The sequence below is a fragment of the Acinetobacter sp. YH12070 genome, assembly GCF_013419625.1.
Lineage (GTDB): Bacteria > Pseudomonadota > Gammaproteobacteria > Pseudomonadales > Moraxellaceae > Acinetobacter > Acinetobacter amyesii.
The window spans coordinates 20,610-33,835 of record NZ_VOZT01000039.1 but is presented as its reverse complement, the minus strand read 5'-3'; the positions used below and the strand labels follow the sequence as shown (position 1 = coordinate 33,835).

General features: G+C 38.0%; 12 protein-coding genes and 2 pseudogenes. 9 read left to right on the top strand and 5 right to left on the bottom strand.

Annotated features, from left to right (window positions below):
• Positions 1–95: pseudogene (locus FTU17_RS12125) on the top strand (IS1595 family transposase); the annotation flags it as partial.
• 30 nt (positions 96–125) lie between these two features.
• Here FTU17_RS12125 and FTU17_RS12120 read toward each other — a convergent pair.
• The 3 genes and pseudogenes from FTU17_RS12120 to FTU17_RS12110 all read right to left on the bottom strand — a co-directional run.
• Positions 126–419: pseudogene (locus FTU17_RS12120) on the bottom strand (SidA/IucD/PvdA family monooxygenase); the annotation flags it as partial.
• Positions 412–2,196: an IucA/IucC family siderophore biosynthesis protein gene (locus tag FTU17_RS12115; RefSeq protein ID WP_180135587.1), complete on the bottom strand. Its 1,785-nt coding sequence runs from the start codon at positions 2,194–2,196 to the stop codon at positions 412–414. The gene FTU17_RS12115 and the pseudogene FTU17_RS12120, both read right to left, overlap by 8 nt.
• 588 nt (positions 2,197–2,784) lie before the next feature.
• Complete coding sequence (locus FTU17_RS12110) at positions 2,785–3,054, bottom strand: hypothetical protein (protein WP_180085067.1); 270 nt, start codon at positions 3,052–3,054, stop codon at positions 2,785–2,787.
• 355 nt (positions 3,055–3,409) lie between these two features.
• Between FTU17_RS12110 and FTU17_RS12105 the strand changes: the two genes are divergently transcribed.
• Positions 3,410–3,901, top strand: a complete 492-nt coding sequence (locus FTU17_RS12105) for a hypothetical protein (RefSeq protein ID WP_180107185.1) — start codon at positions 3,410–3,412, stop codon at positions 3,899–3,901.
• A 113-nt stretch (positions 3,902–4,014) separates the two neighbouring features.
• Here the strand turns inward: FTU17_RS12105 and ybaK are convergent, their stop codons facing one another.
• Positions 4,015–4,482, bottom strand: coding sequence for a Cys-tRNA(Pro) deacylase (gene ybaK / locus FTU17_RS12100; RefSeq protein ID WP_180023982.1), 468 nt, complete (start codon positions 4,480–4,482; stop codon positions 4,015–4,017).
• A gap of 154 nt (positions 4,483–4,636) precedes the next feature.
• Between ybaK and FTU17_RS12095 the strand changes: the two genes are divergently transcribed.
• The 7 genes from FTU17_RS12095 (at position 4,637) to FTU17_RS12065 (ending at position 11,509) form a co-directional block, all read left to right on the top strand.
• Positions 4,637–5,530 carry an acyl-CoA thioesterase II gene (locus FTU17_RS12095; RefSeq protein WP_180135586.1) on the top strand — a complete coding sequence of 298 codons (894 nt, stop codon included), beginning with the start codon at positions 4,637–4,639 and terminating at the stop codon, positions 5,528–5,530.
• Between the two features lie 90 nt (positions 5,531–5,620).
• Positions 5,621–6,256 (top strand): CDP-alcohol phosphatidyltransferase family protein, encoded by a 636-nt coding sequence (locus FTU17_RS12090; protein ID WP_180089935.1) that lies wholly within the window; start codon positions 5,621–5,623, stop codon positions 6,254–6,256.
• Positions 6,257–6,303: 47 nt separating this feature from the next.
• Positions 6,304–8,058, top strand: a complete 1,755-nt coding sequence (locus tag FTU17_RS12085; RefSeq protein WP_180135585.1) for a bifunctional alpha/beta hydrolase/class I SAM-dependent methyltransferase — start codon at positions 6,304–6,306, stop codon at positions 8,056–8,058.
• An 18-nt stretch (positions 8,059–8,076) separates the two neighbouring features.
• A complete protein-coding gene (locus FTU17_RS12080; RefSeq protein ID WP_180135584.1) occupies positions 8,077–9,429 on the top strand; it encodes a phosphatase PAP2/dual specificity phosphatase family protein in 1,353 nt (450 codons plus the stop codon).
• Positions 9,426–9,854 carry a hypothetical protein gene (locus tag FTU17_RS12075; RefSeq protein ID WP_180135583.1) on the top strand — a complete coding sequence of 143 codons (429 nt, stop codon included), beginning with the start codon at positions 9,426–9,428 and terminating at the stop codon, positions 9,852–9,854. Before FTU17_RS12080 ends, FTU17_RS12075 begins: the two co-directional genes overlap by 4 nt.
• 60 nt (positions 9,855–9,914) lie before the next feature.
• Positions 9,915–10,565, top strand: a complete 651-nt coding sequence (locus FTU17_RS12070; protein ID WP_180063796.1) for a 1-acyl-sn-glycerol-3-phosphate acyltransferase — start codon at positions 9,915–9,917, stop codon at positions 10,563–10,565.
• Complete coding sequence (locus FTU17_RS12065; protein WP_078191012.1) at positions 10,565–11,509, top strand: phosphatidate cytidylyltransferase; 945 nt, start codon at positions 10,565–10,567, stop codon at positions 11,507–11,509. Before FTU17_RS12070 ends, FTU17_RS12065 begins: the two co-directional genes overlap by 1 nt.
• Before the next feature lie 460 nt (positions 11,510–11,969).
• On the opposite strand, the gene FTU17_RS12060 is transcribed toward FTU17_RS12065, so the two are convergent.
• Positions 11,970–13,175: an alkane 1-monooxygenase gene (locus FTU17_RS12060; protein WP_180135582.1), complete on the bottom strand. Its 1,206-nt coding sequence runs from the start codon at positions 13,173–13,175 to the stop codon at positions 11,970–11,972.
• Positions 13,176–13,226 lie beyond the last annotated feature (51 nt).

Here is a 13,226-nt window from a genome sequence, read left to right as displayed (position 1 = left end):
AAGAGTATTTTGATTATCATCTTAAAGAAACAGAATGGCGTTGGATGAGGGAGCCTAATGAGCTAGCAACAGAGTTGTGGGACCTCATTAGGTAAAACTAAGTGCAAATCTGCTAGTCTAGAGCCATGGTTATATTCACGTCTAGGAATCTGAGCTTGTTCTAAAAAATAGAATTTATATAAACGCTGCTGCGCCTTTAAGTAATTTAAAAAACTAAAAGGACTGGTTGGATCGACCATGGAAACCAGATCGGCCATAAACGGCACTTGCAGTACTGTATTGGGCAATTGCATACCCGCATGCCAGTCGAACTGTGGTTTCTTTTCAAAAAATTGATACTGCAAATGATTTTGCTTATGTAGCAAACTCGCCAAACTAAGGTTAAATGGCCCTAAGCCTATCCCAATAAAATCAAGCATATTGCACATCCTTCTGTTCCACACATAAAGGATTTGGCAACTGTACATAAACCGATTGCTGATGGACTGGAGCAATCAATTCATCCAGCTCATACAAGCGCGTCAACAGATTACCTTTATACGGTAAGGTTGGCTGATACAGTAATGAATGAATCAATGAACTTTCTGGATAAGCCTGATGCAAGGCCAACAGTTCATTTTGCAATATCGATATCAACACTTGTTCTGTGACATATCCAGTTGCACCAATTGCATTGATAATGCCGAATAAAGTATTACCAAAGAAATAATAGCTAAAGCGCTCATCGACAAAGGCTTTGGAACCCACGGCTTGCGCTTTTTCTTGCAACTCTGGAAATGCGCTTAAGACCTCACCTGCAAGTTCTTCGATATAGTAAAAGCCTTGATTGTCACGCAGCCATAGATATTTAGGCATTGCATTTTCAAGCTCAAGTAAGACATTTTGCTGATGTGATTCAAAGGCCATTCCGTATTGATGGTACAAATACATTAATTGTTTTAGACTGATAGCTAAGAATTGTTTAAACCAATTGATCGCAATGGCGCTTTGATCAAGTTCAGGTTGTTGTTTTTCGATTTGTTCAAATAAGGCATTAAAACGGCTTTTCGGCTGTGCAGGATGCTCTTGGCACAATGACGCAATACAACTCACCTGCTGCTTTTCACTGAAAGGCTGATCACGGAAGATGCAAATAGTTTCTTCGACGATTTCATCATCTATGCTCAATGCCATCCACGCAGGGTCATTCACCGCTTTGAGCGTTGGGCATTGTTGTAAAATACGTTCACCGAGACTTGAATGCCAAAGTCGATGGGTCATTTCACCACGGTGGCATTCTTTGGCAAGGTTGACTCGGATTGAATTGGTGATCATTACGGAAAGTGATGGTTTTAACATCCACGGCGCTGCAAAACTTGCCATAGTCCGTACCGAAGTTGTTGGTGAAAATGTCCAACCTTTCTCGCCAAAATCGATAATTTTTAATTTGGTTTTTAAACTTTTAAACCATGCTTTTGACTGTAAATAACGTGCTTGCCAAGGATGCAAAGGCAATAACTTATAATGCGAATAAGCATTCAGTAGTGCTTGATCTGTTTCTGATAAATGCCATTGCAATTCGCTTTTCAATTGCGCTGATACTGATTGATCTAAAGCTGAACCTTCTTGAATATATTCTGGAGCCACCAACCAATAATGCAGTTGGCTGAGACCTTTGGCTTCTGGCGAATACCTTTCCCAATCTTCATGCACAAAACCGACCCGACTTTTCGGTGCAGGATGCATGCTGTGCCCTAAAATTAAAGCTTGTTCCGATTCAATGAAACTTTGTTCCGCTTGGACCAAAGCCTCAAAATCATGTTCACGTAGTGTCAAAAATTGTGTAAGCGCTTCACGACTTTCGATCCAACGCTCTAATAATGATGAAGCATCCAGTGTATGACCTGACTCTTGTACGAGCTGTTCAAGCAATAAACTCGCGATCGCGGTGATACTAAATGACAGTTTCTGTCCTTTATTAAAAACGTATGGGAGATCTGCAAGACGATGTCTACCAACAAGGCTGACATAAGATAGTGGTACAAATAACTGTGATTGAATGCAATCTAAAGGGATGCATAACAACGTCAAGCCTTGGCTAAACGTCAATTGTGATGAATTCTGTTGATACTTTTCCAGCAAAATACCTTTACCGGTTTCTTGTGAGTATGCATTGACAAGATGCTGCATCGCCAAGCGATTTGCAAGCTCTTTCATCTGACCATATCCTCTATTTTTAAGCTTTTTCAAGCTTTGTCATGTAATTATGTTTCTTTAACTGTGCAAGTAATGCTTAGTACACTGGCCAGCGTGAAACAATGTTAATGATAATCATTATTATTAATAATTGCATTTTTGTGAAGATTTGCTACAGGATTGCAAATTTGGTCTTATGTCTATGTATTTAAAAATTAATTTTTTTGATATGAACTTTTCTGTTTTTACTTATACAATTTTCTGAAATGGAACTAAATGATAATTTTCTCATTTAGCATAGAACAAATAAATCATGTTGCTTATTTTTTAGCCGTATTATCACATTGTGCAATTTAAACTAAAAAACCCCATGTCTATTACATGGGTTTTTATATTCTGCATCCAACCGAGCTTTTTTTTTTAAATCAAGGTACAAAATGTGCAGTTAAATTTTAATCATTGAAGACTTTACTAACACCATACTGGCCATACATCCTTATTGCCAATAAGCATGTATTTCATAACAAACACCTACTGATTTCTGATCTATATCTTCTATTCAGACTGGTTATACAGCATGAATTATGTACTCCAACGATTTGGTTGAAATCAATCAATTGATTTAACAACCCAATCCAAAAACTTGTGCTTATCAAAAAAGTCAGGTGCAGCATTTGCAAATATACTTTTTTCTTTGTTGTTAAAGATTCCTTTGTAATAAAAAGACCTATCTGCGGTAAATTTTGAGTCATCCCCTTCATGCAATTCTCTAAAGAAGATCGATAACTGCATAAATCGACTTTTAGATGCTAAACTGTGTTTTTCTAATACAAAATTATAGATTTGCTCAATAATCGCTTTCGAATTTGAATAAGGCATTTTGTTGTCTCTTTATTAGATCGCTCTTTCAAATTACAGCTTTTAAATTAAAATACAACTGTTTTAGTCTGATTTTAAATACCTATTTTTTATAGGTATTTTTACATTTAAATATAATTAAGCACTATTAATAAATTAACCTCTAACATGAAGTTTTACTAAATTCTACTTCTGCGACTACATACATTCTCGTTATTCAAAGCTAAAAACGAAACAACAAAAGTGTAGTCTTAGCTAGTACTTCCAAATTAAAAATAATCAGTTGAAGTGAAATGAGCCGTATTAGTATGTACAAAATACGAATTAACCAAGATTAAAATGTTAAAAGTTTTAGCTGAACAAGGAATTCACCTAGATGCATAACAAAATTTTAAAGTTTATAAGTTTTCTTATTTTTAGCAGTATTTTAACAACAGGATGTAAATCTTCACCGTCTCCTCAACAAGAATTAGATGTACAGGCAAATTTTTTCCCGTCTATGTTGAGAATTGATGGAAATCTCTTTGCCTTAGCGAATCAAACACCTCCTAATGATTTAACTATGGAATTATTTAAATCAACACTACTCAAAGCAACTATGTTGAGAAAATACGAAGTTGAAGCCAAAAATAATTTTAGTTTAGAAAAAAATAGAAATCCAATTGAGCTGAATTCAATGTGTTTGATGACAAAATTTCTTCTAAATAAATCATATATTCAAAAAGCTAATCTCAATCCTGAATTTTATGAAGATATTTATAGTTGGATTAAAACAAAGAATAGTTCTTGGGAAAACTTACTTAAAGAGACTAAACCCGGAGAGTTCGAATATTCATGTGTGATTTCTCCTTCAAATATCCCCAATTAAGATGCGACATCGAACCACAAAGCCGCTCAATGCGGCTTCTGTTATTTTATAGATTTTGAAGTGGAAGGTATTCCCTCTAAATTCACTTAAATTTAAGTAGTGAAAAACCGCACTTAAACATCAATCACATCAGCAAAATTTGCACCCAAGACTTTTGCTAAATCTTCGGGTTTTAAACCAATATCCAAACCACGCTTACCACCACTCACATAGATTTTAGCTAAGTGCTGCGCAGAAGCATCGATCACAGTTTTTAAGCGTTTTTTTTGTCCAACTGGACTAATACCACCTACCAAATATCCGGTTAAACGCTCTGCATCTTTTGGGTCTGCCATTTTTAGTTTTTTACAGCCAAATGCTGTGGCCACTTTTTTCAAATTTAGCTGATATTCAACTGGCAATACGGCAACAAAGTAATTTTTATCGTCCGTAACCATCAAGGTTTTAAAGACTTCTTCGACGGTTAAACCAAGTTTTTCCGCAGCTTCCAAACCAAAACTTTTTGCTTCTGGGTCATGGTCATATTCATGAATTGTAAAGTCGATTTTATTAGATTTTAAGAGTTTACATGCAGGTGTCATTGCTTTTTCGTCATTCCATTCGGACAACTAGGAAAACTCGATTATAAGCCTATTCTAGAAAGACCGGCGAACACTTTTATATTTTTCATGAACATGACTTGTGCAATAAGTTTGAGTTGAATACATTTAAATAAAGCAAAAATTTCAAAAAAATATGACAACGCTGACTCAAGACCTCATCCAATTATTATCTGTAGTGCCCAAAGATCAGGGCTACTTTTTGGCACAGAGCAAACCTCTGTTTGGTGACCATATTTTTGGTGGGCAATTACTTGCTCAGAGCATAGTCAGTGCATCCTTTACCTGCACACTCCCACTCCACTCTTTACATGCCAACTTTATTTCTGCGGGCCTTGCAAATCATCCCGTATTATTTAAAGTCGAAAATTTACGTGATAGCCATAGTTTTTCCACTCGACAAGTGACCGCCATACAGTATGGCAAACCAATATATATGGTGATGTTGTCCTATATGAATAACGAAATGGGTATGGAGTATCAAATACCTGAACCAGATCTGATCCCACAGTTTCCACCAAGTATGCTCAAAGAAGAGCAATTCCATAAAGCGCAAATCCAATCATCTATTTCACCTGAATATCTATCCACATTTTTACAGCCTTTTCAGCTTATATCTAAACCAATTGAATACGTGCTGACAGATTTTCCACCGTCCAATCAAGCTTCTGTCTTAAATCAAAATCAATATGCAGAATATTTAAAACTCCATGATGCCTTGGATGCACAATTTGACCAACTTCATATACATCAGGCAATTGCAGCATACTATTCAGACTATAATTTATATTCTGCGGCGCTCAAAACACATGGTTTAAATTATCTGTCTCCTGAACTCATCGCAACTAGTCTTGATCATTCGATGTATTTTCATCATACCTTTAGGGTAGATAATTGGGTATTCTATGACATGAATACTACCCGAACCTCTCAATCACGTGGGCTTAGTCTTGGGCAAATGTGGCAAGATGGAAAATTAGTCGCAAGTACTACACAAGAAAATTTAATGCGTTATACAGGCGAATCGTGAGGCCTGTGACAATCTTTAACATTCAAATTCTTGTTATGTTAAGCATCAAGCGTATAAAATTCATGCAAATCATACCGCTATAACAATAATATGCCTTCGATCTACCAACTTAAACCTGCATTTCAAAACCTGCTTCGACCTTTGGTTAAATCACTTCATCATCTTGGTATTACAGCAAATCAAGTAACACTACTAGCAATGTTCATTTCGCTAGCTGTGGCATTTTTTATTTATATCTATTTCTCTCACAACGGTATTGGTATTTTACTGTTGATTTTCCCCGTATGGATGCTTATTCGTATGGGTTTCAATGCTATAGATGGCATGCTGGCACGTGAGTTCAACCAACAATCCAAACTCGGTGCTTTTTATAATGAATTATGTGATGTGATTTCTGACTCAGCACTCTATTTTAGTTTAATTTGTTTTGCTTTTATTCAAGCTGAATTACTTATTTTAACCTGTTTTCTCGCCATACTTGCTGAATATACAGGTGTGATGGCGCCATTAGTGGGTCAAGAACGTCGCTACGATGGTCCAATGGGAAAAAGTGACCGTGCTTTTGTATTTAGCATCATCTGTATCGTGATCGTGACTTCTTCTATATTTAACTTCGGTTTAAATACATTGTCTCTTATTTGCAATAGTATTTTGATTATTATCATCTTTTTATTATTTATCACGATTTATAACCGCATTAAAAATAGCATTATCAACCCACAATAAATTTCAGTTTAGATCGTCAGTCGATTCATTATTTTGAGAACAACACAATGTATAACAATACTCAGCATACCTTTACGAGCCATGATGGAACATCCTTGTTTTATCAACATTGGGAAAATAGCAGTTTAAAAAGCAACCGTAAGAAAAAAGCGGTGATCTTATTTCATCGTGGCCATGAACATTCGGGACGAATGGCGCATTTGGTCAATGAATTGAATTTGCCTGATTTTGATTTTTTCGCTTGGGATGCGCGAGGTCACGGCAATACCCCAGGTGAACGTGGTGATGCACCGAGTTTTTCCGCATGCGTTCAAGACATTCAATATTTTGTTCAGCATATTGAACAGACTTACCAAATCCGATCAGAAAATATAGCAATTGTAGCTCAAAGCGTTGGTGCTGTTTTAGCCGCGACATGGGTGCATGATTATGCCCCTAAAATCCGTGCTTTATGCCTTGCCTCGCCTGCATTTGACATCAAACTCTATGTGCCTTTTGCAAAACCTGGCTTAACACTTCTCAATAAATTCGCTGGCAACTTTTTTATTAATAGTTATGTCAAAGCCAAAATGTTGACACACGATACTGCACGTGCGCAAAGATATGATACTGACCCAAAAATCGCTCGGGCCATTTCAGTCCGGATGCTGCTGGGGCTATACGCAGCTTCAGATCGAATCGTTAAAGATGCACAAAATATTTTTGTTCCTACTCAAGTCTTATGTTCAGGATCTGACTTCGTGGTGCATCAAAAACCGCAATTGGCGTTTTATCAAAAACTCCCTCATCCATTGAAGGAATTTCACGTCTTAGATGGTTTTTATCATGATACTTTAGGTGAAAAACATCGCAAAATCGCCACAGATAAAATCTATCGCTTTATTCAACAATGTTTTAAACAACCCTATTCCGCACCTAAACTTTTAGATGCCGATAAAATTGGCCCGAGCTGTGCTGTAGCAGAAACCTTAAGTTCAACGCTTCCAAAACATTCTTTAAAACATGCATTTTGGAGCTTAACCAAACAAAATCTTAAAATTGGTAGTCTCTTTTCCAAGGGTTTAAAAATTGGTGAAGAGACAGGATATGACTCCGGCAGTACCTTAGATTTTGTCTACAGAGATAAATCAGAAAGCCAAAATGCACTGGGTAACATCATCGATCGACAATATTTAAATGCGATTGGTTGGCGTGGTATTCGCGTTAGAAAACAAAATATTGAAGCGCTATTAACGAAATATGCTTCTAAGTTAAATGATGCCCAACACGCGGTACGGATTATGGATATTGCTGCAGGCCATGGCCGATATATTTTAGATGCTGTACAAAAACTGCCTCAACAGCCTGAATCCATCCTGCTTAGAGACTATAGCTCTATCAATGTACAAGCGGGTCAAGCAATGATTGAGCAAAGAGGTTTAAGCCAGATTGCCAAATTTGTAGAAGCGGATGCCTTTGATGCCACTTCATTAGCCAGTGTTGAACCTAAACCCACTCTAGCCGTGGTCTCAGGTTTATACGAATTATTTAGTGATAATGATTTACTCAGACAGTCCTTATCCGGCTTATGTCAGGCCATTGAGAAAGATGGTTATCTCATCTACACAGGTCAAATTTGGCATCCGCAACAAGAGTTTATTGCCCGTGCTCTGACCTCACATCGCCAAGGAGATGCATGGGTGATGCGTTTACGCTCACAAGCAGAAATGGATGCATTAGTTGAGCAAGCTGGTTTCAAAAAAATCGATCAAGTTATTGATGAGTTTGGTATTTTCACCGTTTCCGTTGCACAAAAAATTTAAGCTTGGACGGTCAATCTTATGCATAAACTGGATACTGAAAAAGGAACTTGGAAATACGGCCTACTGTGTTTGGTATTTCTGGCACCTTTTTTCTTCTTAAGTTATGGTTTTGCCAATCAATACGCTGCGGGCTTAGCTTCCGTACCTGTTATCGTCTTTGAATGGGAAAAATATATTCCACTTTGGCCATGGAGTATTGTGCCGTATTGGTCGATTGATCTGTTCTATGGTTTGTCTTTATTACTTTGTTGGAATAAGTTTGAATTAAAACAACATGTACTGCGACTATTTTCGGCACAAATCCTTTCAATCAGCTGCTTTTTACTTTTCCCGCTACGTTTTAGCTTTGAGCGCCCCGAACTCACAGGTTTTTTCGGGCTGTGGTTTGATGTCTTGATGGGCTTTGATAAACCCTTCAATCAAGCACCCTCTCTGCATATTGTGCTACTGGTGATTCTTTGGGATTTTTACCGTCGGCATAGCACAGGCAAACTAAAATATCTGGTAGATGGTTGGTCCTTTTTGATCGGTCTCTCAGTTCTAACCACTTGGCAGCACCATTTTATAGATATCCCAACGGGTTTATTGGTCGGTGCCTTATGTTTATGGCTATTCCCGATGGCTGGCTCTGCGCCATGGGCTAAAAATATACAGAGTCGGCTAAGCTTAAAGCACATTAAAATCGGGATCCTTTATCTGTTTGCTGCCTTATTTTGTAGCGCAATCGCACATGCAAAAGGTTGGTGGCTTTGGCTGCTCTATCCTGCAAGCAGTCTGCTTTTAGTTGCGTTTGCATATTTATTCAATCGACCCCATTTTTTTCAAAAACTCAGTCATGGTGATATGACCATTGCTGCAAAAATATTGTTTGCGCCTTACTTTGTATTTGCTTGGATCAATAGCCGAATCTGGACTTATCGCCATCCTGAAGATTCTAAAATCATCAAAATCAATCAGAGTTATATTTATTTAGGTCGCTATCCGTCCAAACACGTCATGCAGCAATATGATACTTTACTCGATTGTTGCGCAGAATTACCCACTTATCCAAAATGCTCCTATGCTCAAAACTTGAGTTTAGACCTGATTCCTTTACAGGCCAATCAGCTACATAATGCTGTAGAGTCTTTAGAACTATTCTTGAAATCTAATAACAATGATGAAGCACAAAACATCTTGGTCTTCTGTGCTTTGGGATATTCACGAAGTAGTGCTGTAGTTGCCGCATTATTATTGAAACAACATCCTGAATATTCAGTCGAAGATGTTTTACGGATTATTCGCCATAACCGTCCTTGGGTTGTGCTTAAAACACCGCAAATAAAACATTTAAATACTTATCGTTTAAAACTTAAAGGACTTGTACCATGAATTTACAACTTGTGGTGCTATCAAAGTTGTTACAATCCACCATTGGATTGCTCATTTCAGCTTATGTAGCAGCGATCCTCACGCTCTGGCTCATTATCCAGTTTGGTAATGTGATGCTATTCGATTTGCTATATTTATTAATTTGTCTAGTTTTGCTCGGAATACAACATTATTTAAGCCTGAGAATCAAATTTGATTCGGCACTTTTAGCCACTGTCGCTGAATACAGCCAAACTCAAAACCTTGAACAAACCACCAAGGAGCTGGACTTAAGTTTAATCAACTTAAAATTAATGCCTGCAAATAAATGTGGTCGCGCATGGGAGCTGCGTGAATTAGGTTGTCTGGCTTTATTTAAATGGCAGATCTTTGTGCTTTGCTTGCAATACATCGCATTCCTCTGCATATTTTTACTGTATAAATAATTCACAATAATTTGAACTATGCCAACTCCATTAGACACTTCAAGGAATGCTCACTCACCAATGAAAGGTAATTTTTTAAGCCGTTCAATTGCTCGCTATATTGCCTTTCTCACTCGTCGTGGTGCGCGGCTGCTCACGGGCGCGCGGAGTCTATGGGTCGGGTGTAAACCTGTAATGAAGCAGCGTATTTATTATGCAAATCATAATAGCCATATCGACTTTATTTTGCTTTGGTCATCACTACCGACAGATCTCAGACGAAATACGCGTCCTGTAGCGGCTTCGGATTATTGGCTAAAAGATGGCTTTCGACGTTTTCTCATTCAAGATACGTTTACTGGCGTCACTATTCAGCGAAATCGAGAGCAAAATCAAGATCCATTAGAACCGATCAAAACCGTATTAGCACAAGGTGACTCGATTATTTTCTTTCCTGAAGGTACTCGAAATTTAAATGATGACGTTGAAATATTAGAGTTTAAAAGCGGTTTATTCCATCTCAAAAATCAATTTCCTGATGTTGAAATCGTACCAGTGTGGATCTCTAATTTAAAACGTGTCATGCCTAAAGGCGCGCTTATACCATTGCCATTATTATCTACCGTTATTTTTGGCAAACCTTTAGAAGCCCATAATGAACACAGTAAAACTGAGTTTTTAAACTACGCTCAGGAAGAATTACTCAAATTAAAAGCATTGGAGTATCAATAATGGAATTCACCAATGCGCAAATGACCTATGTATTGTTTGGTATCTTTGCAGTTATTTTGATTATTGCCTCAACCATTGGCTCAATACTAAAATTTAAAGCGGGTTATGCACCAGCACCGGTCATCGACAATTTAAATGCGCGGATCAATGCATGGTGGGTCATGTTGTTGGTACTTGGTGTAGCAATTTCATTAGGCAAAATTGCCTTTGTGATCCTGTTTGCGTTGATTTCACTCTTTGCTTTACGTGAATTTATCAGTTTACTGCCAACCCGTCGCGGTGATTATCTTCCGTTGCTGATCGCTTTTTATTTTGTCATCCCTTACCAGTATTACTTGGTGTATATCGACTGGTACGGGCTATATTCTATTTTTATTCCGCTGTATGTATTTCTTCTTATCCCTATCGCTACACTCAAAGCCGAAGATACCACGCGATTCTTAGAACGCAGTTCAAAAATTCAATGGGGCTTAATGATCAGCGTATTCTGTATTTCGCATGTGCCTGCGCTATTAAATCTTAAACTTCCCGGATTTGAAGGTGAAAAAATTTGGCTAGCGATCTGGCTGATCATGGTGGTACAAGCCTCCGATGTCTTACAATATGTCTGTGGCAAGCTATTTGGAAAACACAAAGTCGCACCGATACTTTCACCATCTAAGACCGTAGAAGGATTAATCGGAGGCATTGCTTTAGCCACTGCATTAGGTGTTGCTATGTCATGGCTTACACCCTTTAGCTATCTACAGGCTGCATGTATTGGTTTTATTGTTTGTATATTCGGTTTCTTTGGTGGTCTTGTCATGTCAGCCATTAAACGCGATCGTGGTGTAAAAGATTGGGGACAACTCATCCAAGGCCATGGTGGCATGCTCGACCGAATTGATTCCATCTGCTTTTCAGCACCGATTTTTTTCCACATTTTGCGCTATTGGTGGTCTTGAGAAGTGACTAAATTTCAAATAGAAAATTTGGGATTTTAATTGATGTTACGTATGTAGAATTAATTTCACATTTTAAAAATGATTTTTAAGTCAATGCGACGGTGTCTTACATCTAAGGATTGAATAAAGGTATTAGCCTTCGGCTGGAGATACTCTTACGAAACGTTGTTTCTCATTCGGCAAAATGAGAAGCGAAGCTTCGAAAGGAAACCATCTTGCGGTGCAATGCACCTCACCGACAAAACTCGTTCACTAACGTCTAATTATTCAAAGAATCGCAGAAACATTTTTGATTACAATAAGTCTTGTCTCAAACAATTTCGGATGACGTTACCGTGTATCGTTCTTTTATTTGAATCAACGTGCGCTTCTGATGTTACTGCGTAGCATCGGTTAATAATACGCACAATAAAAAATTCCAACTAAACAAGCTTGGGATTCTTCTTATCAGGTATTCGATTTAAACGTCTGAAATTGCAAACTTTTTAAAAATACTTGCACGACGTTTAGGATGAATATTGGCTTTAGTTAAATCGCCTTGGTAGTGATCATAGACACGTTTATCCATCATCTTAAACCAAATAGAGGGTACTAAAGCAGGAATTAGCATAGTGGCATAGCCGCTAGGCAACTCTGGCGCTTCATCAAAATGTCTTAAAGCCTGAAATGGACGAGTCGGATATGCATGATGGTCTGAATGTCGCTGTAATTGATACAAAAATAGATTGGTCACGATATTATTGTTATTCCAACTATGTTGAGGCATGGTTCGCGCATAACTTCCATCCAGTTTTTGCTCACGCTTCAGGCCATAATGTTCAATATAATTAATAATTTCAAAAAGGCTGATTCCATAAAAGGCCTGTGTAACTAAATACGGTGTCACGCCTTTACCAAACATTTTCAGCATCGCGGTATGAAAACCAGCACTCATCGCCCAACCATGAAACAGCTCATTGTCCTTCGAAAAGAAACTTAAACCTTTACGTTTTAAGCGTTGTTTCTCAATCTGCACCGCCGATTTAATTCCACCAAATACAGTGCGTGGCCAAAACTCATAAAAGGTTTCGCCCATTTTTGAGGATGCAGGATCTTCAGGTGTTGCCGCACGTTTATGGTGTCCATAAGGATGTTCAATGCGGAAATGGCTATAACCCAAAGGTGCGAGCGTCGCATGTGCCCAATAATGGTCTTTTTTATGAGGTCGATGGCAGAGTTCATGTGCTGTATTTACACCGACGCCATTGATGGCACCCATCGAAATCCCAAGTAGAACTTGATCTAATAATGAAACATCTTTACGGGTAACCACATAGCCAGCAAAAGCATTCGCTGCCATTTGCAGTGGAATAAATAATTTGACAATACGATCATAATAAGGATCATTCACTAAAACTTTAATGTCATCATCTGTCGGGTTATTGGCATCATCACCGATCAGTGCATCTAGTGCAGGAATAATGACATGCAGTAGAAGCGGCCCGCCCATGGCAAATAGTTTTTTTGTCGGTTTGGGACCAAAATGATAACCCGCCAAGATCCCCATACCAATGACTGGTAAACCTGGACTCAATAGCCAACCATAACGTTTTTTATCTAAAACACTACCGATTTTACTTTCTAACTGAGCGAGCTGCTGTTCATTTAATTTTACTGGTGCATTCATGCGCTAGACTTCCTTAATTACTTCTTCTGTGTTTATATTCGTAAAATATGG